The 21,415-nt window shown below is 67.6% G+C and carries 23 protein-coding genes; 11 read left to right on the forward strand and 12 right to left on the reverse strand.

Features of this window, described 5'->3' with window-relative positions:
* Positions 1-11: 11 nt before the first annotated feature.
* Positions 12-461, reverse strand: coding sequence for a D-aminoacyl-tRNA deacylase (dtd, locus tag ACWDSI_RS16005; protein WP_449745430.1), 450 nt, complete (start codon positions 459-461; stop codon positions 12-14).
* 94 nt (positions 462-555) lie between these two features.
* On the opposite strand from dtd, the gene ACWDSI_RS16010 reads away from it, so the two are divergent.
* Positions 556-1,401, forward strand: coding sequence for an LLM class F420-dependent oxidoreductase (locus ACWDSI_RS16010; RefSeq protein ID WP_449745429.1), 846 nt, complete (start codon positions 556-558; stop codon positions 1,399-1,401).
* 64 nt (positions 1,402-1,465) lie between these two features.
* Here the strand turns inward: ACWDSI_RS16010 and ACWDSI_RS16015 are convergent, their stop codons facing one another.
* The 7 genes from ACWDSI_RS16015 to ACWDSI_RS16045 form a co-directional block, all read right to left on the reverse strand.
* Positions 1,466-2,194: an SIMPL domain-containing protein gene (locus ACWDSI_RS16015; RefSeq protein ID WP_449745428.1), complete on the reverse strand. Its 729-nt coding sequence runs from the start codon at positions 2,192-2,194 to the stop codon at positions 1,466-1,468.
* Positions 2,191-2,586, reverse strand: a complete 396-nt coding sequence (locus ACWDSI_RS16020) for a phage holin family protein (protein WP_449745427.1) — start codon at positions 2,584-2,586, stop codon at positions 2,191-2,193. Before ACWDSI_RS16020 ends, ACWDSI_RS16015 begins: the two co-directional genes overlap by 4 nt.
* Before the next feature lie 55 nt (positions 2,587-2,641).
* Complete coding sequence (locus tag ACWDSI_RS16025) at positions 2,642-4,417, reverse strand: GMC family oxidoreductase N-terminal domain-containing protein (protein WP_449757151.1); 1,776 nt, start codon at positions 4,415-4,417, stop codon at positions 2,642-2,644.
* 3 nt (positions 4,418-4,420) lie between these two features.
* Entirely contained in the window at positions 4,421-5,287 is an 867-nt protein-coding gene (locus tag ACWDSI_RS16030) for a hypothetical protein (RefSeq protein WP_449757152.1), read from the reverse strand.
* 69 nt (positions 5,288-5,356) lie between these two features.
* The gene (locus ACWDSI_RS16035; RefSeq protein WP_449757153.1) at positions 5,357-6,016 is read right to left on the reverse strand and encodes a TetR/AcrR family transcriptional regulator; all 660 of its coding nucleotides are present in this window, start codon (positions 6,014-6,016) and stop codon (positions 5,357-5,359) included.
* Positions 6,013-7,794 carry an AMP-binding protein gene (locus ACWDSI_RS16040; RefSeq protein WP_449757154.1) on the reverse strand — a complete coding sequence of 594 codons (1,782 nt, stop codon included), beginning with the start codon at positions 7,792-7,794 and terminating at the stop codon, positions 6,013-6,015. Before ACWDSI_RS16040 ends, ACWDSI_RS16035 begins: the two co-directional genes overlap by 4 nt.
* A gap of 34 nt (positions 7,795-7,828) precedes the next feature.
* Positions 7,829-11,080, reverse strand: coding sequence for a carboxyl transferase domain-containing protein (locus tag ACWDSI_RS16045; RefSeq protein WP_449757155.1), 3,252 nt, complete (start codon positions 11,078-11,080; stop codon positions 7,829-7,831).
* A 179-nt stretch (positions 11,081-11,259) separates the two neighbouring features.
* Between ACWDSI_RS16045 and ACWDSI_RS16050 the strand changes: the two genes are divergently transcribed.
* The 9 genes from ACWDSI_RS16050 (at position 11,260) to truA (ending at position 16,830) form a co-directional block, all read left to right on the forward strand.
* Positions 11,260-11,778 (forward strand): flavodoxin domain-containing protein, encoded by a 519-nt coding sequence (locus tag ACWDSI_RS16050; protein ID WP_449757156.1) that lies wholly within the window; start codon positions 11,260-11,262, stop codon positions 11,776-11,778.
* A 269-nt stretch (positions 11,779-12,047) separates the two neighbouring features.
* Positions 12,048-12,269 carry a translation initiation factor IF-1 gene (gene infA / locus ACWDSI_RS16055; RefSeq protein ID WP_005170487.1) on the forward strand — a complete coding sequence of 74 codons (222 nt, stop codon included), beginning with the start codon at positions 12,048-12,050 and terminating at the stop codon, positions 12,267-12,269.
* Positions 12,270-12,343: 74 nt separating this feature from the next.
* The gene (rpmJ, locus tag ACWDSI_RS16060; protein WP_005207978.1) at positions 12,344-12,457 is read left to right on the forward strand and encodes a 50S ribosomal protein L36; all 114 of its coding nucleotides are present in this window, start codon (positions 12,344-12,346) and stop codon (positions 12,455-12,457) included.
* Positions 12,458-12,638: 181 nt separating this feature from the next.
* On the forward strand, positions 12,639-13,007 hold the full coding sequence (gene rpsM, locus ACWDSI_RS16065) for a 30S ribosomal protein S13 (RefSeq protein ID WP_449745422.1): 369 nt from the start codon (positions 12,639-12,641) through the stop codon (positions 13,005-13,007).
* Complete coding sequence (gene rpsK / locus ACWDSI_RS16070) at positions 13,007-13,414, forward strand: 30S ribosomal protein S11 (protein WP_006338095.1); 408 nt, start codon at positions 13,007-13,009, stop codon at positions 13,412-13,414. Before rpsM ends, rpsK begins: the two co-directional genes overlap by 1 nt.
* Positions 13,415-13,436: 22 nt before the next feature.
* Positions 13,437-14,042 carry a 30S ribosomal protein S4 gene (gene rpsD / locus ACWDSI_RS16075; protein ID WP_449745421.1) on the forward strand — a complete coding sequence of 202 codons (606 nt, stop codon included), beginning with the start codon at positions 13,437-13,439 and terminating at the stop codon, positions 14,040-14,042.
* A gap of 116 nt (positions 14,043-14,158) precedes the next feature.
* Positions 14,159-15,211: a DNA-directed RNA polymerase subunit alpha gene (locus ACWDSI_RS16080; RefSeq protein WP_449745420.1), complete on the forward strand. Its 1,053-nt coding sequence runs from the start codon at positions 14,159-14,161 to the stop codon at positions 15,209-15,211.
* 66 nt (positions 15,212-15,277) lie between these two features.
* Positions 15,278-15,925, forward strand: a complete 648-nt coding sequence (rplQ, locus tag ACWDSI_RS16085; protein WP_449745419.1) for a 50S ribosomal protein L17 — start codon at positions 15,278-15,280, stop codon at positions 15,923-15,925.
* Positions 15,926-15,951: 26 nt separating this feature from the next.
* Complete coding sequence (gene truA, locus ACWDSI_RS16090; protein WP_449757157.1) at positions 15,952-16,830, forward strand: tRNA pseudouridine(38-40) synthase TruA; 879 nt, start codon at positions 15,952-15,954, stop codon at positions 16,828-16,830.
* Positions 16,831-16,912: 82 nt separating this feature from the next.
* On the opposite strand, the gene ACWDSI_RS16095 is transcribed toward truA, so the two are convergent.
* The 3 genes from ACWDSI_RS16095 to ACWDSI_RS16105 all read right to left on the reverse strand — a co-directional run bounded on the left by ACWDSI_RS16095 (position 16,913) and on the right by ACWDSI_RS16105 (position 18,994).
* A complete protein-coding gene (locus ACWDSI_RS16095) occupies positions 16,913-17,359 on the reverse strand; it encodes a hypothetical protein (protein WP_449745417.1) in 447 nt (148 codons plus the stop codon).
* Positions 17,360-17,389: 30 nt separating this feature from the next.
* Positions 17,390-17,863 carry an NINE protein gene (locus ACWDSI_RS16100; protein ID WP_449757158.1) on the reverse strand — a complete coding sequence of 158 codons (474 nt, stop codon included), beginning with the start codon at positions 17,861-17,863 and terminating at the stop codon, positions 17,390-17,392.
* A gap of 96 nt (positions 17,864-17,959) precedes the next feature.
* Positions 17,960-18,994 (reverse strand): alpha/beta fold hydrolase, encoded by a 1,035-nt coding sequence (locus ACWDSI_RS16105; RefSeq protein ID WP_449757180.1) that lies wholly within the window; start codon positions 18,992-18,994, stop codon positions 17,960-17,962.
* Positions 18,995-19,267: 273 nt separating this feature from the next.
* Here ACWDSI_RS16105 and ACWDSI_RS16110 point away from each other — a divergent pair, with 273 nt between their 5' ends.
* Positions 19,268-19,921: a DedA family protein gene (locus tag ACWDSI_RS16110; protein ID WP_449757159.1), complete on the forward strand. Its 654-nt coding sequence runs from the start codon at positions 19,268-19,270 to the stop codon at positions 19,919-19,921.
* On the opposite strand, the gene ACWDSI_RS16115 is transcribed toward ACWDSI_RS16110, so the two are convergent.
* Positions 19,912-21,375: a MinD/ParA family ATP-binding protein gene (locus tag ACWDSI_RS16115; RefSeq protein ID WP_449757160.1), complete on the reverse strand. Its 1,464-nt coding sequence runs from the start codon at positions 21,373-21,375 to the stop codon at positions 19,912-19,914. The genes ACWDSI_RS16110 and ACWDSI_RS16115 overlap by 10 nt on opposite strands.
* Positions 21,376-21,415: the final 40 nt, after the last annotated feature.

Genomic DNA, 21,415 nt, shown 5'->3' on the forward strand with positions numbered 1-21,415 from the left:
GCCGGGGGGCCTCACACGTCGAGTACCAGCGTCACCGGGCCGTCGTTGACCAGCTGCACGTGCATGTGCGCGCCGAAACGTCCCGTGGCAACCACCGCGCCCGCCTTCCGCAGCACATCGACCACGGCGTCGACGAGTGGCTCGGCGACCGGTCCCGGGGCCGCCGCATTCCACGACGGCCTACGCCCTTTCGCCGTGTTGGCATACAGCGTGAACTGGCTGATCACCAGGATCGGGGCGTCGAGATCGGCGGCGGACTGCTCACGCCCATCGGGCCCGTCGAGGATCCGCAGCCGCCAGATCTTGTCGGCGAGTTTCGCGGCGTGATCGACGGTGTCGTCGTGGGTGACCCCGACGAGCGCGACGAGGCCCAGCGTGCCCGGCGCGAGGTCGAGGGCCCCGACGACCTCACCGTCGACCGACACCGACGCCTCGCTGACCCGCTGGATGACCGCTCGCATGCCGACCAGCATCACAGATGAGCGCCGGGGTGAACACCCGGTGTCGCCACGGTGAGACCGGAATAGGCCGCACACCTAGGCGGTTGCCGATCTCATGAGCGCAGCAACGCGGCACGAGCACATCGCACGGTTCGGCACCCATGGAGCGTGGGGCTGGTTCAATCGGTTCTCGCCCGACGAGGCGCGGCAGATCGAGGACCTCGGGTACGGCACGATCTGGCTGGGTGGTTCGCCCCAGCATCTCGGGCCGGTACGGAAGGTCCTCGAGGCCACCGAGCGGCTCACGGTGGCCACCGGCATCGTCAACATCTGGAACACCGATCCCGACGCCATCGCGGGTGAGTATCACCAGCTCGAGCGGGACTTCCCGGGGCGCTTCTATCTCGGTATCGGTGCCGGTCATCCCGAGGCGACGGCCGAGTACACGTCACCGTTCGTGGCCGTCGGACACTATCTCGACGCGCTCGATGGCAAGAAGGTCCCGGTGGAGCGACGCCTGCTCGCCGCGCTGGGACCGCGGATGCTGCGCATGTCGGCGGAGCGTTCGCTGGGAGCCCACCCCTATCTGACGACACCGAAACACACCGCGCAGGCCCGCGAGATCCTCGGCGCCGACGCGTTGCTCGCGCCCGAACACAAGGTGGTGATCGACACCGATCCCACCGCGGCGCGTGCGGTGGGACGCCCGCCGGTCGATCAGCCCTACCTGCACCTGCGCAACTACACCTCGAACCTCAAGCGCCTGGGCTACACCGACGCCGACATCGCCGACGGCGGCAGCGACGCCCTCATCGACGCGCTGGTCGCCCACGGCAGCGCCGCGGCGGTGCGCAGCCAGATCGACGAGCACCTCGCCGCCGGGGCGAACCACGTGGCCGTGCAGGTCCTCGGTTCGGAGACACCGGTCGACGAGCTCGCCGCGATCATCGGCGCGTCCTGACCTTGTGCCGTACTTCGGTGTCAGCAGGTGACACCGAAATACGGCACTGATCGCCGGGCCGAACTCACGTCAGCGCATAGGTGACGGTCACGGTGAACGACACCGTCTGCTGGCCCGGTTCCAACGGCACCGCGGACACGGCCACGTCGGAGGAGCGCTGCGGCGTCTGCGGTTGCGCGTCGCCCGACGACTCGGTGATCGTGATGACCTTGCCGAGCGAATCACCGGCCAGCGAGGCGTACTGCGATGCGCGGGTGCGCGCATCGTCGAACGCCGCCTTGCGGGCCTGCTCGAGCAATGTCGAATCGTCGTCGATGGAGAAGGCCACGTTGTTGATGCGTGTGCTGTCGCCGCCGGCGGTGGCGGCCGCCGACAGTACCTGCGACGCCTTCGCGGTGTCGTGCATCGTGATGCGGATCGTGTTGGACGCCTGATAGCCGGTGATCTCGTTGGTACCGCCGGGAGCGGGTGTGGAGTACTGCGGGGTCAGCGACACATTCTGGGTCGCGACATCTTTGCGGTCCACCCCGGCCGCCACCACGGCGTCGGTGACCTTCTTGACCGTGGCATTGGACTCGTTGAGTGCCGTCGACACGTCGGGCCCGGTGGCCTCGACGCCCACGTCCGCGCGCAGGGTGTCGGGAACTCCGGTCACTTTTCCGCTCCCGACAACCGTCACGGTTCTGGTCTTGTCCGAACCGTCGTCGCCGCCGCAACCCGCCAGAAGTGTGACGGCGAGCAGGACCAGTGTCGCGGCGAGTGCCGCTACTGCCCGCGGCACCGGCCGCCTCATCGCACCGGTTCCTTGAGCAGCATCGAGATCGCCCAACCGACGATCGAGATCACCAGGGCACCGAGGATTGCCGACCAGAAGAAGCTGTCCACCTCCAGGCCCCAATGAGTGGTGTTGCGCGTGATCCAGGCGGTGATCTCGATCATGAACGCGTTGATCACGATGTGGATCAGCCCCAGCGTGAGGATGTAGAGCGGGATGGAGAGGATCTGCACGATCGGCTTGATGAACGCATTGATGACACCGAAGATCAGGGCGACCAGCACCACCACGCCGAACTGCGTCAGCACCGACGAATTCGCGGGGAACACGAAGTCGAGTCCGGGCACGATGAGTGTGGCGATCCACAGGGCGAAACCGGTGAGGCCGGCCTCGATCAGAAATGCACGCATGTCCGGTCATCTTGCCAAAGTCGACGCCGCGCGGCGCAGTTCTTCCCGAAGCGCCTCACAGGCCGAGTTCGACCATGCGTCGGGTGATGCGATCGTCGGTGCTGACCACGGGTGCCGAGCCGCGCACCCAGGGGTCGCCGCCGAAGTAACGCTGCATGATCTTCTCCGCACTGCGGGTCGCGATCGCCTGAGTGGTGAGGGTGGGGTTGGGGCCGCCGAGCGAATTCGCGAGAACCGAGTTGTCCGCGATGAACAGACGATCGACGAACCTCGCCTCACCGCTGTCCCGCGCGACCGAATTGCGCGCCGACACCCCCATCCGCATCGAGGAATGCACGTGCAGCAACAGCGGTGCCCAGTCCATGCGGTAGACGGTTCGCGCGCCCGCCTTCCGCAGCAGACGCGCGGCGGTGGCGGCCACGTACTCCCGGTTGCGTCGCGACGGTGCCGACCGTTTACGGATGTCGATGTCGATCTTGGCGACCGCGCCGTTGGAGTCGGCCGGGAACGCCGACGGCACGATCCGGCACTCGGGTTCGACGTGGTCGTCGGTGATGCACAGCACGTTGAGCATGTGATCGATGCCGTTGGCCATGAACTCCTTGAGTTCGGCACCCGCGAGCCTGCCCGTCGGCCCGTCCCACGGGCCGCGCATACCGCGACCATTGGTGTACTTACCGCGAATCCCGCTGTTGGACAGGCTCATGGTGAATGCCTGGATGCCCGGGGTGACCCCGGAGTTCTCCAGGCACCCGTAGCCGGGCAGTTCAACCCGCGCACAGGAGTTGCCCCCGCGGGTGTTGCCGGTGTCCTCGTCGAAAAGCCCGACGACCCAGTCGAACCAGTGGTCGGTGTGACCGCGCCCGACCCAGTCGTTGGGATTGGGCAGGCCACTGTTGAACCAGAGGCGCGGCGTTTCGGTGGCGCCCCCGGCGAGCACCACCACGCGGGCATCCTCACGAAACAACTCGCCCGTGTTGTTGTCCCGCCAGGTGACCCCGGAGGCGCGCACGCCGTTGCCCGACCCCGCCGTGTGCACCTGTGTCACGAAGGAGTCCGCCCGCAACTCGACGGCCTTGCCGCCCTTGCGAACACGGTCGGCGGCCAAGCCGAGGGGTACGTAACTGTTGTCGGTCGATCGCCGCGCCAACTGGTTGCGCGGAGCTTTCGCCGGCAGGTAGCAGCCCTGGAAACAGTGTCCGCAGAAGGTGCAACCGGTGGCCTGCGGATAGGTGAGCAACGAACTGTCCGACGTGCGGCCGGCGTTCCCGCCCGGGTGCAGGATGCAGTTGGGCTGTGGCCGGTAGGCGGCGCCCGTGGTGTCCCGGCCGCGCTGCAAGGGTAGTCCGAGTCCCTCGCAGCCGCGAAAGAACAAGGCCTCCTTGGTGCCCATCGGCGCGGGTTTCACCGGCAGGGTCTCCTCCACCCACTCGAGGTAGGGGACGAGTTCGGCGTAGGTGAACGGAAAGCGGTGGGTGGTGTCGTAGCGGGCGCGGTCGGCGCCGTCGTATCCGCTGAACACCCCCTGATACGGGCGTGGCGAGTTGCCGAAGAAGTGCTGGGTGGTTCCGCCGACGCCGGCGAGCTCCCACACGAAGCTGTTCTGCGCCCATTCCCGAAACCACCCCGGCTTGTTCCGGTCGCCCGGACCGAACCGCAGGAAGCCCGCGGTGGGATCGTTCGCGTCGAACTCCAGGTGCGACCACTGTTTCTCCGGGTTGCCCTGGCGCGGACCGCCTTCGAGCAGCAGCACGTCGAGTCCCTGTTGGGCCAGTTCGGCGGCCACGACGGGGCCACCGCCACCGGCACCCACCACGATCACGTCACGCACGTCTCAGAATTCCTCCATACCGCGGTAGTACCCGATGAACTCGTCGTGACCGTCGACGATGCCGTGCGGCCGATAGTTCGCGATGTTCCACGCACCCGGGCGGCGCCGTAGTCGTCGTGACACAGGATCGTAGAGGCGGTGCTCACTCCACACGGTGAATGCCGCACCGTCGAGCAGGATTCCGCCGACAAAGCGCAGTAGACCGGCCCCAGACCCTCGAAGTGGTTGCGGCAGTGCGGAATCGAATACGGCGAGCAGGTCGGCGGCGGGTCGCTCGATCAGCTCGAAGGCGCGGCATTTGGTGTCGAAGTCGGCGTTGGCGAAGGGGGATGCGAAGGGGCCGCCGACGGGGGAGCCCGCCAGGGTCGCGGCCACGTTCAGCACGAGGCCGGCCGCGAGCGAGAGCGGGAAGGTGCGGTCGTTGTCGGTGAGGCCGAGTGCGCGGTCGATGGCGCGAGTGGTCTGCGGTTCGGGTAGCCGCGTGCCCGGCACCGACAGATCTGCCAGCGTCACCGAGAGTGCGACCGCCACCGGTCGGACCAGTGTGTCGCCCTGCGGGAGGAAACGATCGATCAGCGCGATGAATTCGTCTGCCGCATCGTCGGATACCGCTCCCGGGCCGGGTGCGGTGACGCGCTGCCGGCGCGAGTAGGGATCGTTGCCGGGCATGACCATGGCGGCCACACCGGTGAGCGCCTCGTGCGAGGCACGTCGGACGGAGTCAAAGATCTCACGCACCGGCGACGGTAGCGATGGGTAGCCGCCGAGTGGCTGGGCCGCGGCGGGATCGGCCCGTGCGATCGCCGCGACGATCGCGGTCAGTCCCGCTGCGCGGAACAGCTCGCGCCGAGTCACAGTGGCAGGGGTCACACGTGCGACCGTACGTGACGCGGAACCTGTTTGCAGCCAAACGTCAAGTGACGCGCTGGTGGTGGCTGACTAGGTGTGGTGGGCTGCGGCGTGCGGGAACCGCTGGTCGTCGGCGCCCTCGATGCCGAGAAGGCGCAGGTACATGGCGTTGAGAGACGACGCCGCGCGGTCGAATTCGCGCGGATCGGTGAGGCGACGGTGAGCGAAACGTTCGAACATGCCCAACACTGCGTCGGCCACCGACTCGGGGTCGGCGGCGAGGTCGGCCTCCCCGGAATCGGCGAGACGACGCAGATAGCGCACCACCCGACGTCGCGGCCGTTCCTGGATCTCACGCCAGATGGACGCGATCGACTCATCGGCCAGCGCCTGATGTTCGATGACCGTCATCAGGTCGAGATGGCGGGCGTAGGCGGTCAGGAATGCCGCGGTGGAGGCGCGGCCCAGCGCCACCGGATCACTCTCGTCCACGTCGCGGATCTCGTGTGCGGCAAGGAAATCGTCGCGCACCGTGGCCGCCACCGACGCGAAGACGTCGGCCTTGGACGTGAAATACAGATAGAACGACGCCCGCGACACCCCGGCGGCGTCGGTGATGTCGGCGATGGTGGTGTGGGCGTACCCACGTGCGGCGAACACCTCCGCAGCTCGGCGCAGCAGGTGGCTTCGGGTCTCGTGTTCCTTTCCCTCGCGGGAGGTGCGCGCCCGCGCCCAGGCCGCCTCGGTCACGACGGCCGCGACCCAGGTGACACGCTCGGTTGCTGCGCCCGCTCGTTCACGATCTGCGTGCGCAGGCGGTACTTCTCGATCTTGTTGGTCGCGGTGCGCGGCAGGTCGTCCACGATCCGCACGATACGCGGACGCATGTACTTCGGCATCACCGCTGCGGCGTGCGCATCGATGTCCTCGACGGTGAGCACGACACCCTCGGCGGGTACCACGAACACCACCACGTCGTCCTCATCCCCGGACTCGGAGGCGATGGCGAAAGCGGCGCAGTACTGCACCGCCGGATGCTGATTCACCAGATCCTCCACCTGGAACGACGAAAGGCTCTCGCCCCGAACGCGAATGCGGTCGCCCAGACGGTCGACGAAGTAGATGGTGCCGTCGGCGGCGCGCACCGCGGCGTCGCCGGTGTGCAGCCACAGGTTGCGCCACGCCGCCACCGTGGCCTCCGGCTTGTTGTGGTAGCCGAGCATCGTCAGCGCCGGCAAGCGGGGTCGCACCGCCAGCTGGCCCGGTTCGTCCACACCGCATTCGCCGTCGTGATCGTCGCGGATCGTGACCTCGCAGAACGGGCCGGGGCTGCCCATGAACCCCTTGCGCGTCACCTCGGCTCCGCTCAGCACACGGATCCCCCGCTGCTGCGCGCGGTCGATGATGTCGGCGTGGTCGAGTCCGCGGTAGTGCTCGTCGGGTGTGCCTGCTCCGGCAGTGGTCTCCTCGATGAAGGCGCTCACCGTCGCGCCCGATTCGGTCTGGCCGAAACCGGCCAGCACGAAATCGAATCCGAAGCGCTGCGCGACTTGGGCGTGATGGAGCGGCAAGGGCTGCATGTACACCTTGTTGAGCGTGTTGGCGCGGTCGTCGGTGCGCGGCTCGGCGTTCATCAGCCATGGGATCATCACGTCCAGCAGGATCGCGGTGGTGGCGTTGCACGAGGCGATGCGTCGCCAGAAATCGCTGGGGCTGAACCGATCCCACAGTGCCACCGAGCATCCCACCCACGCCGCGCGAGCGACGTTGGCGATGGCGCCGCCCACGTGGTACATGGGCAGGTCGCTGTAGATCACGTCGTCGGCGGTGAGCGGAGCCCGTAACCCGAAGGTGTACTGCGCCATCCACCGATAGGGCTGCACCACGCCCTTGGCCGGTCCGGTGGTGCCCGAGGTGTACACGATGTTGGCCGGATCGTCGAAGCCGACGGTGACCGCGGGGCGCGGGGCGGCCGCCACGAGATCGGCCCACGCCGACGTCGCGAAGCGGGCATTCACCGCGGCGACGTCGGCCACATGGTCATGGGCGCCGGGTTCGGGTGCGTACACGACGACGGTGGGGAGATGGCGCAGTTCGACGGCGACGTCGTTGACGGCGGGCAGGTGCGTCGCGTCGGTGATCAGTAGCGCCGGTGCGGTGTCGTCGAGCTGGTAGGCCAGCAGCCGCCCGGTGTAGGCGAAGTTGACGGGGCAGTACACCGCGCCCGCCTTCCAGATCGCGAACATCAGGACGGCGGCGATGTGGGAGTTGGTGGTGAGCACACTGACCCGGTCACCCTTGGCGATGCCGTGCGCGGCGAGGTTCCCGGCGATGCGGTCGGTGAGGTCGCCGAACTCGGCGTAGCTCAACGTGAGCGACTCCTCGCCGTAGTGCAGAAGCGGCGCCTCGGGGGTGACGCCGACCCAATGGTCGAGCCGTTCGGTGATGATCTCGCCATCGGCGGCGAGCACCGCGAGCAGGGATGCGGGATCGGGGTGCCGGGGGTCGATCGCAGACGAGGGGGACATGATTCTCCTGTGGTGAGGTGGCGGTCGGGGGCGGTCAGGGACGCGTGCCGTAGGACGGGCGTCCGAGCAGTGTCGGCACGATTCGATAGGCGTCGGACACCCAGTCGCACAGCAACTCCCGGGTGGTGCGCGGGTCGATGAGGTCGGCGACACCGAACTTCTCCGCGGTGCGGAACGGTGACGTGAGCGCGGTGAGCATGCCGCGTATGCGGTCCGCCTCGGCCTCCGGGTCGTCGGCCGCCCCGATCTGCGCGCCGAACGCCGCCTCCACGCCGCCCTGCATCGGCAGTGAACCCCAGTCGCCCGACGGCCATGCCCAACTGCGTTGTGCCCTATGACGGTTGACGATGCCCGCACCGCCCACGCCGTAGACGCGGCGCACGATGATCTCGGCTTGCGGTACCCGTGCCTGGTACACGGCGGTGATGGCCCGCGCGCCGTGCCGGATCGTGGCGCGACGTTCGGCCTCGAGCCCGATCGTCATGCCTGCCTGGTCGGTGAGACTGACGATCGGCAGGTGGAACGTCTCGCACAGGTCCACCAGCCGGGTGATCGCCAGCGCGCCCGACGCCGACATGGTGGCTCCCGCAAAAGGGTCCGCGGCGATGACGCCGACGGGATGGCCGGCCAGCCGTGCCAGCGCCGTGAGCGTTCCGCCGCCGTATTCGGCGTAGCGGAACACCGACCCGGCGTCGAAGACCGCGTCGAGGATCGGGGTGATCGCATACGGGTGTCGCGGATTGCGCGGCACCGCCGACAGCAGTGACTCTTCTCGTCGTGCCGGCGGATCGGCGCACTCGGTGACCGGTGGGGTCTCGAAGACACTTGTCGGCAGGTACGACAGGAAGCGGCGGATGGTCTCGAAGGCGTCGTCCTCGGTGGCGACGATGCGTTCGACGGTTCCGTTGTCGCGGTGGACATCCGAACCACCGAGTTGCTCCTTGGTGAGATTCTCCCCGGTGGCGCTGCGCACCACGGGTGGGCCCGCGGTGAACACCTGACCCACGCCGTCGACCATCACCGAGAGATGCGACATCACCAGCCGGGCAGCGCCCAGACCCACGGTGGGACCCAGACAGGCCGCGGCCACCGGAACCAGCGACAGGTTGTCCACCACCACATCCCACGCCGGATTGAACGGGACATACGTGTAGCCGGCGTCGAGCGCCATCTTCACGCTGCCGCCGCCGCTCTGACCGTCGAGCAGGCGCACCATCGGCAAACGCATCTCGTTGGCGTAGCGCTCCAGGAAGATCTGCTTGGCGTGAATCGCCGCATCGCCGGCGCCCCCGCGCACGGTGAAGTCGTCGACGCCGACGGCGACCTTGCGTCCGTCCATGCGGGCGGTGCCCGCGATGAAGTTGGTGGGCGACACCGAGACCGTGTGGCCCGCATCGTCGACCGTCGGGAAGCCCGACAGCGCACCCATCTCGGTGAAACTGCCGGCGTCGCCGAGGCGCGCAATGCGCTCACGCGCCGTGAGGCGTCCCGAATCATGTTGCCGTGCAATCTTCGCCGGTCCACCCATGGTTTCGGCGAACGCGACGCGGCGATCGATCTCGGCCACTTCGGCCGACCAATCGGGATCGTCCGGCTCGGGGTTGTCCGGCTCGAGCGCGGGCGCAACCCCGGCGGCCGTGACGTCGGCGGGTTCCACCACGACCAGCGGTGCACCCGATGCCACGAGGTCGCCCGGGGTCACCAGCACGCGGGTCACCCGCACATCGTCGCCGGCACGCACGACGTGCTCCATCTTCATCGCCTCGAGCACCGCGATCGACGCAGTGGCGCCGACCTCGCTACCGGCCTGCACGTCGATCGACACCACGACACCCGACATGGGTGCCGAGATGACGTGTGCGTCGGCGGGCAGTTCCGCCGCGACGGGCCCGGCCGTCGGCGCGGGTTCGGCCACCGGTCGCGTGCCGGGCAGTTCGTGACCGGCCAAATCCGACAGACGGCCGGGCACGAAGGTGGTGTCCCAGGTGCCGGCAATGAACTCCGGATCGGTCAGGATCGCATGCAGCAGTGCACGATTGGTCGCAACCGGCTCGACGACGAAGTCGGCGATCGCCTCCGCGGCGCGACGGGCGGCCCCGGCGAAGGACCCCGCGTGCGCGACGACCTTGGCCAGCAGCGGGTCGTATCGGGGCGATACCGTCGCGCCGGGATGGCCGGCCGTGTCCACGCGGATGCCGGGACCCGAGGGCGGTGCGAACTCGTTCAGTACCCCCGCATCGGGCCGGGGTTCGCCGTGCTCGTCGAGTGTCTCGGAGTTGACCCGCACCTGCACGGCGTATCCGCGTGGGGCGGGTGGTGTCGCCAGTCCGCAGTCGGCGAGGCGTTCGCCGCGGGCGATGCGGATCTGCGTCGTCACCAGATCGATCCCGGTGATCTCCTCGGTGACCGTGTGCTCCACCTGCAGGCGGGGATTGGCCTCCATGAAATAGAACTCGTCGCCGGAGACCAGGAATTCGACGGTACCCAGGTTCTCGTACCCGGCGAGCCCCGCCAGTGCGATCGCCGCGTCGAGAACGGCCCCGCGAACGTCCCCGGGTAGATCGGGGCTGGGCGCCACCTCGATCACCTTCTGATGGCGACGCTGGATACTGCAATCGCGCTCCCACAGATGGGTGAGTGCTCCGTGCCCGTCGCCGATGACCTGCACCTCGATGTGGCGCGGATGCTCGATGAGTTTCTCCACGAACAGGGTGTCGTCGGCGAAGGCCGCCGCCGCCTCCGAAGCGCATCGGGTGTAGGCCTCGGCCAGCTCGGATTCGTGCCGCACCGCGCGCATGCCGCGGCCACCACCGCCGGCGGCCGCCTTGATCATCAGCGGTCCGTGCGTGGCGAAGAATGCCTGCGCGTCGTCGAGAGTCGCCGGGCCCGGTGAGCCGGGGGCGATGGGGATACCGGCCTTGGCGGCCAGAGCCCGCGCGGCGGTCTTGTCGCCGAACACGTCGAGCACCTCGGGAGGAGGCCCGATGAACACGATCCCGGCTTCCCGAGCCGCCCGGGCGAACGCCGCGTTCTCGCTCAGGAATCCGTAACCGGGGTGGATCATGTGCGCGCCGCAGCGCGCCGCGGTCTCGACAAGGTCGGCGGCGTCGAGGTAGGCCGCGGGGCCGCTCTGCTGAAGCCGGTGGGCCTCGTCGGCCATCCGGACGTGCAGGGCATCGGCGTCGTCGGCGGCGTACACCGCGATGGCGGTGTCGCCGAGTTCGTGGATCGCGCGCACGATCCGCACGGCGATCTCGCCGCGATTCGCCACCAGAATCCGGGCCATGTTTTCACTCCTCGCCGATGCTGACTCCGCCGCTGACGCTGACGTCACTGTCAGTACAGTACGCCATCGCATGCGGTGTCCGGAACAGGCAATGCCCGGCCGGCCGCGACGGTGTGGTGCAACCCGACCGCGGTCGTTGTGCCCTGGCTCACCCGTGTCATAAGGAGGACGATCGGGTCATGGGCACCGTTCTCGTCGCCTACGCGACCAAACACCACTCCACCGCCGAGATCGCCGAGGCCATCGCCGAGGAACTGCGTGGTCACGGCCTCGACACGGACTGTCTGGAGGTGGGGGAGGCAACCGTCGGCAACCACGATGCGGTCATCGTGGGCAGCGCGGTGTACATGGGGCGCTGGCGCAGGGAGGCGACGGCGTTCCTGAAACACCATCGAGCCGAACTCGGACGAGTTCCGTTCTGGATCTTCAGCTCGGGTCCGGTCGGTGATCACGTCGAGCAGGATCTGGCGGAGGATTCGAAGTGGCTCGAGCCACGTAAGGTGCTCGAGCTCGCCGAGTCGGTCGGGCTGCGCGGTCACACGGTGTTCGGCGGGCGGATACCGACCGATCCGCGGGGCTTCGTGGAGAAGGGGATGGCCAAGAACACGCCGGAGGGCCTGCGGGACGCGCGCGATTGGGATCAGATCCGCCACTGGGCCGACGGGATCGCGGCCGAATTGGGTGCCGCACGCACCTGATCCGCGGCCCCAGCGGGTGCCGGGAATGCGCCCGGACCGCTATTTGGACTGTTCGCGCAGTTCGCGTAACATGGATCGTCGGTGCGCGTGCCGTGCCGGTCTACGCGTGTCATCACCCGGCGCGCGACTCCGGCGCCAGCGTGGACGGTGATGACCCTGCCGTGAGGCGGGTGTCATCACAGTAGCGGACAAACACGGATTCAACCGGGCAACGCGGTGATCCGTTCGCCATGGCGAACGGGGATCGCGCGGCCAGGATCGCGGAGGACATGGCGAAAAAAGACGGGGCCATCGAGGTCGAGGGACGAGTCATCGAACCCCTGCCCAATGCGATGTTTCGCATTGAGCTGGAGAACGGTCACAAGGTTCTCGCCCACATCAGCGGCAAGATGCGGCAGCACTACATCCGCATCCTGCCCGAGGATCGGGTCGTCGTGGAACTCTCGCCCTACGACCTCGGTCGTGGGCGGATCGTCTACCGCTACAAGTAAGACTTTCCCGCACGTCGGGGAGAACAACAGGCGCGGTTTCGCCGTGCCTGCACAACCAGCAAGGAGAAGCGGACGTGAAGGTTCAGCCGAGCGTCAAGCCGATCTGCGAGAAGTGCAAGGTGATCCGCCGTAACGGTCGGGTCATGGTGATCTGCGAGAACCTGCGTCACAAGCAGCGTCAGGGCTGATCACCGGGCCGCAGGGCTCACGGCACCCACTCCGGGTCGCTTGAACAACCGAATAACACAGGAACTCCCAGCACCAGCGACGACAGACGAGTCGTCGCCCACCTCCGGTTCAGAGGCCGGAGCCTGACAGCGTTCAGGACGGACTAGGAGCAGACCTCTGACATGAAAAGGAAACCGCCACATGGCACGTGTTGCAGGTGTGGATCTTCCCCGCGAAAAGCGGCTGGAGATCGCACTCACCTACATCTACGGGGTTGGTCGTACCACCTCCAAGGAGATCCTCGACGCCACCGGGCTCAGCCCCGACCTGCGCGCCAAGGACCTCACCGACGCAGATGTCACCAAGCTGCGTGAATACATCGAATCCTCGGTGAAGGTCGAGGGTGACCTCCGCCGCGAGGTGCAGGCCGACATCCGTCGCAAGATCGAGATCGGCTGCTACCAGGGCCTGCGCCACCGTCGTGGCCTGCCGGTCCACGGGCAGCGCACCAAGACCAATGCCCGCACTCGCAAGGGCCCGAAGAAGACCATCGCCGGGAAGAAGAAGTAATGCCTCCGAAGTCACGTAGCGCAGGCCCGAAGAAGGGCGCACGCCGTCGCGATAAGAAGAACGTCCCGCACGGCAACGCACACATCAAGTCGACGTTCAACAACACCATCGTTTCGATCACCGACCCCAACGGCAACGTCATCAGCTGGGCGTCCTCGGGTCACGTCGGATTCAAGGGCTCGCGCAAGAGCACCCCGTTCGCGGCTCAGCTCGCGGCGGAGAACGCTGCGCGCAAGGCCGCCGAGCACGGCGTGAAGAAGGTCGACGTGTTCGTCAAGGGACCGGGTTCGGGTCGTGAGACCGCGATCCGGTCGCTGCAGGCCGCCGGCCTCGAGGTCGGCACCATTTCTGATGTCACCCCGCAGCCGCACAACGGTTGCCGTCCGCCCAAGCGGCGTCGGGTCTAGCGGGAAAGGAAGAGAATAGACAATGGCTCGTTATACCGGCCCCGCAACAAAGAAGTCCCGTCGTCTGCGCGTCGATCTCATCGGCGGCGATCAGGCGTTCGAGCGTCGCCCCTATCCGCCCGGCCAGCACGGCCGCTCGCGGATCAAGGAGAGCGAATACCTGCAGCAGCTGCAGGAGAAGCAGAAGGCACGCTTCACCTACGGAGTGATGGAAAAGCAGTTCCGTCGCTACTACGAAGAGGCCAACCGTCGTACCGGCAAGACCGGTGATGAGCTGCTGAAGATCCTCGAGACCCGTCTGGACAACGTCGTGTACCGCGCCGGCCTGGCCCGTACCCGTCGTCAGGCGCGTCAGATGGTCACGCACGGCCACTTCACCGTCAACGGTGTCAATGTGGACGTCCCCAGCTATCGGGTCAGCCAGTACGACATCATCGATGTCCGTCCGAAGTCGCTGCAGACCGTCCCGTTCCAGATCGCCAAGGAACTCCAGGGCGATCGTCCGGTTCCGGGCTGGCTGCAGGTGGTTCCGTCGACGCTGCGCATCCTCGTGCACAACGTGCCCGAGCGCGCCCAGATCGACGTGCCGCTGACCGAACAGCTCATCGTCGAGTTCTACTCGAAGTAATCGCAGTCGAGTTCTACTCGAAGTAGTTCGCCGATTCAGTAATACGCCGGCAGCAACAGCTGCTCGGTTCACCTTCTAGGCCGTCAAATAGCGGTCGGCCACAAGGAGTCACGTCAATGCTCATCTCACAGCGACCCACCCTCACCGAGGAGATCATCGCCGAGGACCGGTCGAAGTTCGTCATCGAACCGCTCGAGCCGGGCTTCGGCTACACCCTCGGCAACTCGCTGCGTCGTACCCTGCTCAGCTCGATTCCGGGTGCTGCCATCACCAGCATCCGCATCGACGGAGTGCTCCACGAGTTCACCACCGTCCCCGGGGTCAAGGAAGACGTCACCGACATCATCCTGAACCTCAAGGGCCTCGTGGTCAGCTCTGAAGAGGACGAGCCGGTCACCATGTACGTGCGCAAGCAGGGCCCGGGCACCGTCACCGGCGCCGACATCGTGCCGCCGGCCGGTGTCACCGTGCACAACCCCGATCTGCACATCGCCACCCTGAACGACAAGGGCAAGCTCGAGATCGAGCTCGTCGTCGAGCGGGGCCGCGGCTACGTCCCGGCCGTGCAGAACAAGGCGTCGGGTGCCGAGATCGGCCGCATCCCGGTCGACTCGATCTACTCGCCGGTGCTCAAGGTCACCTACAAGGTGGAGGCCACCCGCGTCGAGCAGCGCACCGACTTCGACCGTCTGGTGCTCGATGTCGAGACCAAGAATTCGATCAGCGCACGCGACGCCCTGGCGTCGGCGGGCAAGACCCTGGTCGAACTGTTCGGTCTGGCACGGGAACTCAACGTCGAGGCCGAGGGTATCGAGATCGGGCCGTCGCCTGCCGAGGCCGATCATCTGCAGTCGTTCAGTCTGCCGATCGAGGACCTCGATCTCACCGTGCGGTCCTACAACTGCCTCAAGCGCGAGGGTGTGCACACCGTCGGCGAGCTGGTGGCGCGGACCGAGTCGGATCTGCTCGACATCCGTAACTTCGGGCAGAAGTCGATCGACGAGGTGAAGGTCAAGCTGCACGCCCTGGGTCTGTCGCTCAAGGACAGCCCGGCCAGCTTCGACCCGTCGCAGGTTGCCGGTTACGACCCGGCGACCGGAACGTGGTCGGACGAGGCATCATTCGATGCCGACTCCGGTGAGGATTTTGCCGAGACCGAGCAGCTGTAGTTCGCTGCGTTGCCAAACCCCGACTCGGGAGATCGAGTGATCGCCGGGTCCTCCTAGGAGAAGACAATGCCCAAGCCCACCAAGGGTGCCCGCCTCGGCGGGTCGGCCAGCCACCAGAAGGCCATGTTGGCGAATCTCGCCACATCGCTCTTCGAGCACGGCCGCATCACCACCACCGAAGCAAAGGCCAAGCGCCTGCGCCCGTATGCGGAGAAGCTGATCACCCACGCCAAGGCCGGCAAGCTGGCCAACCGGCGTGAGGTCATGAAGGACATCCGCGACAAGGACGTCGTGCACACGCTGTTCGCCGAGATCGGTCCGTTCTTCGCGGACCGTCCGGGTGGCTACACACGCATCATCAAGACGCTGCCGCGCAAGGGCGACAACGCCCCCATGGCAGTGATCGAGCTGGTGCGCGAGACCACCGCGTCGAGCGAGGCGAACCGCGCCACGCGCGCCGCCGCGTCGAAGAAGGCCGCCGAGAAGAAGGCTGCCGCCCCGGCACCCGCCGCGGCCGACAGCACCGACGACACCGCCGGCACCGATGACGCCGACAACGTGGTCGAGGCCGTCGAGGCCGAGGCGTCCGACGACGCCGTCGAGAACGCCGAGGCTGTGGCCGAGGCCATCGACGACGAGTCGACCGCTGCCACCGCCCCCGAGGCGGAGGCCGCCGACGTCGACGTCGACGGCGACAAGGCCGACGACAAGTAAGTCGGATCACACTGAGCGCGTCACACATGGACGGACCCGCCACCCCGATGGGTGGCGGGTCCGTTCGTTTGCGCCTCGACATCGGTTACGACGGAACCGATTTCGCGGGATGGGCACGCCAGCCCGGACAGCGGACGGTGTGCGAGGTACTCGAGACGACGCTGGCGACGGTGCTGCGGGTGCCGGTGCGGCTGACCGTCGCCGGCCGCACCGACGCCGGGGTGCACGCCACCGGACAGGTCGCGCACGCCGACATCCCGTCGTCGGCGCTGGCCACCCGGTCGATCGACTGTGACCCGTCGAGGTTGGTACGCCGACTCGCCAAGATGTTGCCCGCCGATGTCAGGGTGAAGCAGATCGTCACGGTGTCAACCGATTTCGACGCCCGCTTCACGGCGTTGCGCCGGCATTACGAGTACCGGCTCACCGACGCCGCATTCGGCGCCGAACCCGTCGTGGCGCGTGTCACCGGCGACTGGGTGCGTCCGCTCGACGTCGACAGAATGAACGACGCATCGCGAACCCTGCTGGGACTCAACGACTTCGCCGCGTTCTGCCGATTCCGGGAGGGCGCCACCACGGTGCGTGACCTGCAGCGCTTCGCCTGGCGCCGCGGTGGCGACGGCGTGCTCGTCGCGGAGGTCGTCGCCGACGCCTTCTGCTGGTCGATGGTGCGGTCGCTGGTGGGGGCGGTGGCCGCGGTGGGCGACGGCCGCCGCGACGTGACGTGGTGTGCGGGCTTGCTTGCGGAGCGCACCCGATCGGCTCAGGTGCCGGTGGCGCGGGCCCGGGGCCTGTCGCTGGTGGGGGTGGATTATCCCGACGCCTCTCAGTGGGCCGCCCGCAACGCCGTCACCCGTGACGTGCGCGACGCGGTCCCGGGGGAGGACTGCCGCGGAGGGTAGCAAGCGTCGACACACATCGAGTGCCGTATTTTCGTGTCACCTGGTGACCCTGATCTACGGCACAAGCAGGCGGCAGCGCACCTCAGATCTCGTGGGCGAGGCCCTGCGCGTAGTTGACCCGGGCGCCGAGGTCGGCCACCGCTGCCGGTGACGACACGGGGATCGACGTGGTGTGCATCAGCCCGTTTCCGGCGACGGTGACCTGCACGAATCCCACCGTGCGATCCTCCTTGACGAGCAGAAACAGGAGTCCGAGGCCGCACAGGACGATCGCGGTGACGATGGCGACGATGATCGCCCACTGCGGGATCTCCCGCGTGGTGCGCGACAGGTCGGCGAAGCTCCACTGCGTGCCCGCGATCGGGTAGGACCCGACCGGCGTGAGCACCTGCGTCCTGGTGCAGTGGATGTCGCCGATCGAGACCAGAATGGGGTCGCCGGCGGGCGGCTGGGGTACGTAACCGCTGAAAGCCGGGCCGGGCGTGCTGTAGGGCAGTCCGGTGTACGGATCATTCTGGGGATTGGTCACGAGCCCATCGTCGCACAGCCACGCCGCAGTCTAGGAGCGGAGCTTGAGGCCGTTGGCGTCGGGCACACTGCCGGTGAGCATGCGGATGCCGTCGACGAGAGCCCAGATGCCCACACCCATCACGATGAAGATACCGACGATCAGGATCGACGTGACCCAGCCGAGAATCGTCAGGCCGAGCATGATGCCACCGGTCTTGTTGTCGCCGATGTAGAAGCGTCCCACGCCGAATCCGCCGAGGAAGATCTGCAGCAGCCCCGCGGCCAGCTTGGACTTGTCCGACAGTGGCTCACCGGTGTACGGATCGCGACCGAAGGGGGCGCCGGCATCCGGCGCGCCCGGCACCCCGGGATAGACGGGCTGGGCGTAGGGCCCGACGGGCTGCGGCGGCGGTGCGCCGGCATAGGACGGTCCCGCGGCGAAGTTGTTGGGCTCGGGCTGCGGCGCGCCGAACGGGGCGGAGGGCGGCTGATTGGAGTCCGGCGAGTATTGCGGAGATGTCATGCAAGCCATCGTGGCACGTCCGAATCGGCGTCGACAGTCGTTCGATTGTTGTCTTTGTCGGGTTGCCGACGCACCTGCCGGCGGGCTATGGCGACGTCAGGTTGCGCTGCGCTCGTCGTCGAGCGCGTCGAACACCGCCTCGACGGTCTCCTCGTCGCCGCTGAAATCGTCGGAACGGCGGCCTTCGGTCATCAGCGTGCGCCACACCAGCGGATCGAACTCCATCGGTTCGTTGCGCTCGAGGAACTCGGTCAGCACCTGCACGAAGCGTTCCGGCTCGTCGTGAAACGGGAAGTGACCCGACCCCGCGAACGTCGACAACTCGCTGTGCGGCATCGCCGAATGCAGCATCAGCGCGTGCTCGTAGGGGATGACCGAGTCGTCATCGCCCCACACCACAAGCACCGGAAGGAATTCGGTCAGATATGCGCGATCGAGCATGGTGACCGCCTGGCCTCGCCAGTCCACCACCGCGCGCAACGTCCGCAGGAATGCGGCCGACGCGGTCGGCGCGGCGAGATCGCCGACCACCCGCATCATGTCCTCGTGGTCGTTGAGCATCCGTTTGGGCGAGAGGTTGCGGGGAAAACCCGGCGGGGTGGGTAACGACGGCGCTTTGGCCACACTGTGCCCGACGGCGCGCATCGCCGGAAGCACACCGGGCACCCGAAGAAGGGTGAGGGCTTCGTGCACCACCGGGATCGTCACCAGGCGCAGCACCGGGTTGACCTCGCGGCTGACCCCGCCCGCAGCCACGAGAACCAGGCGTTCGACGAAGCGGGGGAACTGGTAGCAGAACTGCGTCGCCACGCCGCCGCCGAGCGAGTGACCGACCACGGTGACCTTGTTGATGCCGAGTACCACCAGCAGGTCGCGCATTCCGTTGGCGAACGCGGACACCGAATAGTCGGCGCGGGGCTTGTCCGAGCGGCCGTGCCCGAGAAGGTCCGGTGCGATCACCGTGTAGTGCTGCGCCAGCATGGGGATCACGTCGTTCCAGGTGGACGAATTGTCGCCGATGCCATGAATCAGCAGCAGCGCCGGGCCGTTGCCCGCAATGCGGAAGGCCCGGCGGTAACCGTGGATGCGCCGATACTCGACGCGCACCTCGGTATCGGAGACCGGGCGCAGGTTGGCAGGCGCCTGGCCACCTCCGGCTCGGTTGACGTTCGCGCCGCGTTCGGCGGTGCCGGCGCGGCCCCTTTTCTCGGACACGTTCGACTCCTCGACATTCACCACAATGTGACCAGCGACGTCGGGATGGTTCCGCTCACGGCGCTTTCAACTATCGAGTTAACCCCACGTTCGGCGATCTTGCGCGAGATGTTGCACCGAGTTAACGGCCGCCGACGAACCCGTGACGCAGCCGGACCGCATCGGCACCGCCCAGTAGTCTGGGGATCGATGAATCCGTTCGACATCGACTCGTTTCTCGCGACGGGCGGACTGATCGGACTGTGCGTTCTCATCTTCATCGAGACCGGTCTGCTGATCGGGTTCGTGTTGCCCGGCGACTCGGTGCTGTTCACCGCGGGTGTGCTCGCGGCACAACCGGAACCGTTCGCACCACTGTGGCTGTTGTGTGTCCTGGTGCCACTTGCGGCGATCCTGGGTGATCAGTGTGGCTACGTCATCGGGCGCCGACTGGGTCGGGGAGTGCTCGAGGGACGGGTGATGCGCAGCATCGGACCCACCTACCTGGAGCGAACACATCGCTATTTCGAACGGTTCGGACCGCTGACGGTCTTCTTCGGACGCTTCATCGGCATCGTGCGGACCCTCACCCCCGTGGTGGCCGGTTTCAGCGGCATGCCGTATCGGGTGTTCACCCTGTTCAGCGTGCTGGGCAGCATCGTGTGGGCAGGCGGGATCATCCTGGCCGGGTACTTCCTGGGTCAGGTGCCGCTGATCCGCGACCATCTCGAGGTGATCATCGTCGCATCGGTGCTCACCGTCGTGGTGCCGACGCTGATCGCGGCCTGGCGACGATGGCGGACGCGTCGACGCGACGTCGCCGGGCTTGCCGACGAAGCACCCGAACGTGAGCGTCAGGTGTAGAACGGCTCGGCATTCGGGGCGGTGGCGCCACCGAAGTCGTCGGCGATGGTGGCGGCGAGTTCGACCAGCGCGTGGCGGGTCGGTCGGCTCACCAGATCGAGGTCGATGTCGGCGCCCTCGGCGAGGTGGTCGTCGAACGGGATCTGATGCACCGCGCGGCAGCGGGTCAGGAAGTGTTGCGCCAGTTGACCGGTGTCGATGGTCGACGCACCCGGACGCGACGAGCTGAGCACCACCACCGCGCGCGACACGAGATGACCGAAACCGTGCGCCTGCAGCCAGTCCAGCGTTGCGCCCGCACTGCGCGCGCCGTCGAGTGCGGGGGAGCTGACCAGGATGATCGCGTTGGCGAGGTCGAGGACACCGTTCATCGCCGAGTGGCTCAGGCCTGTTCCGCAGTCGGTGATGATGATGTTGTAGAAGCGCTGCAGAATGGTCAGCACGCCGCGGTACTCGTCCTCGTTGAACGCTTCGGCCATCGCCGGATCACGTTCGGAGGCAAGCACTTCGAGTCGGCTCGGCGCCTGTGAGGTGTGCGCACGAACATCGCTGTAGCGGTACACGTTCTCGTCGGCGAGCAGATCGCGCACCGTCGACCACGTCTGCTGCGGAATCCGCTGTGCGAGGGTGCCCAGGTCGGGGTTGGCGTCGACGGCGATGACCCGGTCGCCGCGCAGCGTCGCGAAGGTGGACCCGAGCCCGACGGTGGTGGTGGTCTTGCCGACGCCGCCTTTGAGGGAGAGCACCGCGATCCGGTAGTCGCCGCGGACGGGGCGACGGACGCGTTCGAGCAACTGCTGATACTCGATGTCGCCGGGGGAGTCGCCGGGGTTGATCGTGCCCGCCGACAACGTGTGTACCGCGCGTCGCCAGCCGCGGGCCGGTGGTCTGCGGGCCTTGCGCAACAAGGCCACCTCGTCGAGTCCGGGGCCCCGTGGGTGGTCGCCGGGAAACCGGCCGGGGCCCGGCGGCGGCTGGGGCCCCGGCGGCGCCTGCGGCATCGGAGGGCCGTGCGGTACCGGCGTTGTCGGCGCCGGTGGATGAGGCTGTGTGCCGGCGTGCCCGTAGAGGTGAGCCGTCGCCGGTTGCGGTGGCATCGAGGTGGGCGGTGGAACGGCGGAATGAGGGGCGGCGGCTTGCGCTGCGGTGGGCGGCGGTGCCGACGGCGGAGGTGTGGGCGACGGGTGCGCGACGTGCGGAGATGGGGCGGTCGGCGGTGTGATGGGGGGCGGTGTGATGGGGGGCGGCGTCGGCGCTGCAGAGGGCGGCGGACCGGCTGTCGGAGGCGCGGGCGGCCGGCCCGACCACGGTGCAGCCGTGTGCACGGGGCTCGCCGGCGGGGTGGCGGTACCGTTCGCTGCGGCGGGTTCGTCGGGATCGGCGAGAGGGGCGAACTGCAGCCACGGTGGCGGTACCGGGCGGGCGGTGTCGCGCCCGTAGTCGTCGGTCGTCATCGATCCAGCATCCCCCTCGGATCCGAGGCTCTCGCGGCAC

The organism is Gordonia sp. NPDC003429 (genome assembly GCF_053588575.1).

Coding starts and splice junctions, on each gene's coding strand:
- dtd (WP_449745430.1), bottom strand. CDS start 461: ATGCGAGCGGTCATCCAGCGGGTCAGCGAGGCGTCGGTGTCGGTCGAC.
- ACWDSI_RS16010 (WP_449745429.1), top strand. CDS start 556: ATGAGCGCAGCAACGCGGCACGAGCACATCGCACGGTTCGGCACCCAT.
- ACWDSI_RS16015 (WP_449745428.1), bottom strand. CDS start 2,194: ATGAGGCGGCCGGTGCCGCGGGCAGTAGCGGCACTCGCCGCGACACTG.
- ACWDSI_RS16020 (WP_449745427.1), bottom strand. CDS start 2,586: ATGCGTGCATTTCTGATCGAGGCCGGCCTCACCGGTTTCGCCCTGTGG.
- ACWDSI_RS16040 (WP_449757154.1), bottom strand. CDS start 7,794: ATGTCCCCCTCGTCTGCGATCGACCCCCGGCACCCCGATCCCGCATCC.
- ACWDSI_RS16045 (WP_449757155.1), bottom strand. CDS start 11,080: ATGGCCCGGATTCTGGTGGCGAATCGCGGCGAGATCGCCGTGCGGATC.
- ACWDSI_RS16050 (WP_449757156.1), top strand. CDS start 11,260: ATGGGCACCGTTCTCGTCGCCTACGCGACCAAACACCACTCCACCGCC.
- infA (WP_005170487.1), top strand. CDS start 12,048: ATGGCGAAAAAAGACGGGGCCATCGAGGTCGAGGGACGAGTCATCGAA.
- rpsM (WP_449745422.1), top strand. CDS start 12,639: ATGGCACGTGTTGCAGGTGTGGATCTTCCCCGCGAAAAGCGGCTGGAG.
- rpsK (WP_006338095.1), top strand. CDS start 13,007: ATGCCTCCGAAGTCACGTAGCGCAGGCCCGAAGAAGGGCGCACGCCGT.
- rpsD (WP_449745421.1), top strand. CDS start 13,437: ATGGCTCGTTATACCGGCCCCGCAACAAAGAAGTCCCGTCGTCTGCGC.
- ACWDSI_RS16080 (WP_449745420.1), top strand. CDS start 14,159: ATGCTCATCTCACAGCGACCCACCCTCACCGAGGAGATCATCGCCGAG.
- rplQ (WP_449745419.1), top strand. CDS start 15,278: ATGCCCAAGCCCACCAAGGGTGCCCGCCTCGGCGGGTCGGCCAGCCAC.
- truA (WP_449757157.1), top strand. CDS start 15,952: ATGGACGGACCCGCCACCCCGATGGGTGGCGGGTCCGTTCGTTTGCGC.
- ACWDSI_RS16100 (WP_449757158.1), bottom strand. CDS start 17,863: ATGACATCTCCGCAATACTCGCCGGACTCCAATCAGCCGCCCTCCGCC.
- ACWDSI_RS16110 (WP_449757159.1), top strand. CDS start 19,268: ATGAATCCGTTCGACATCGACTCGTTTCTCGCGACGGGCGGACTGATC.
- ACWDSI_RS16115 (WP_449757160.1), bottom strand. CDS start 21,375: ATGACGACCGACGACTACGGGCGCGACACCGCCCGCCCGGTACCGCCA.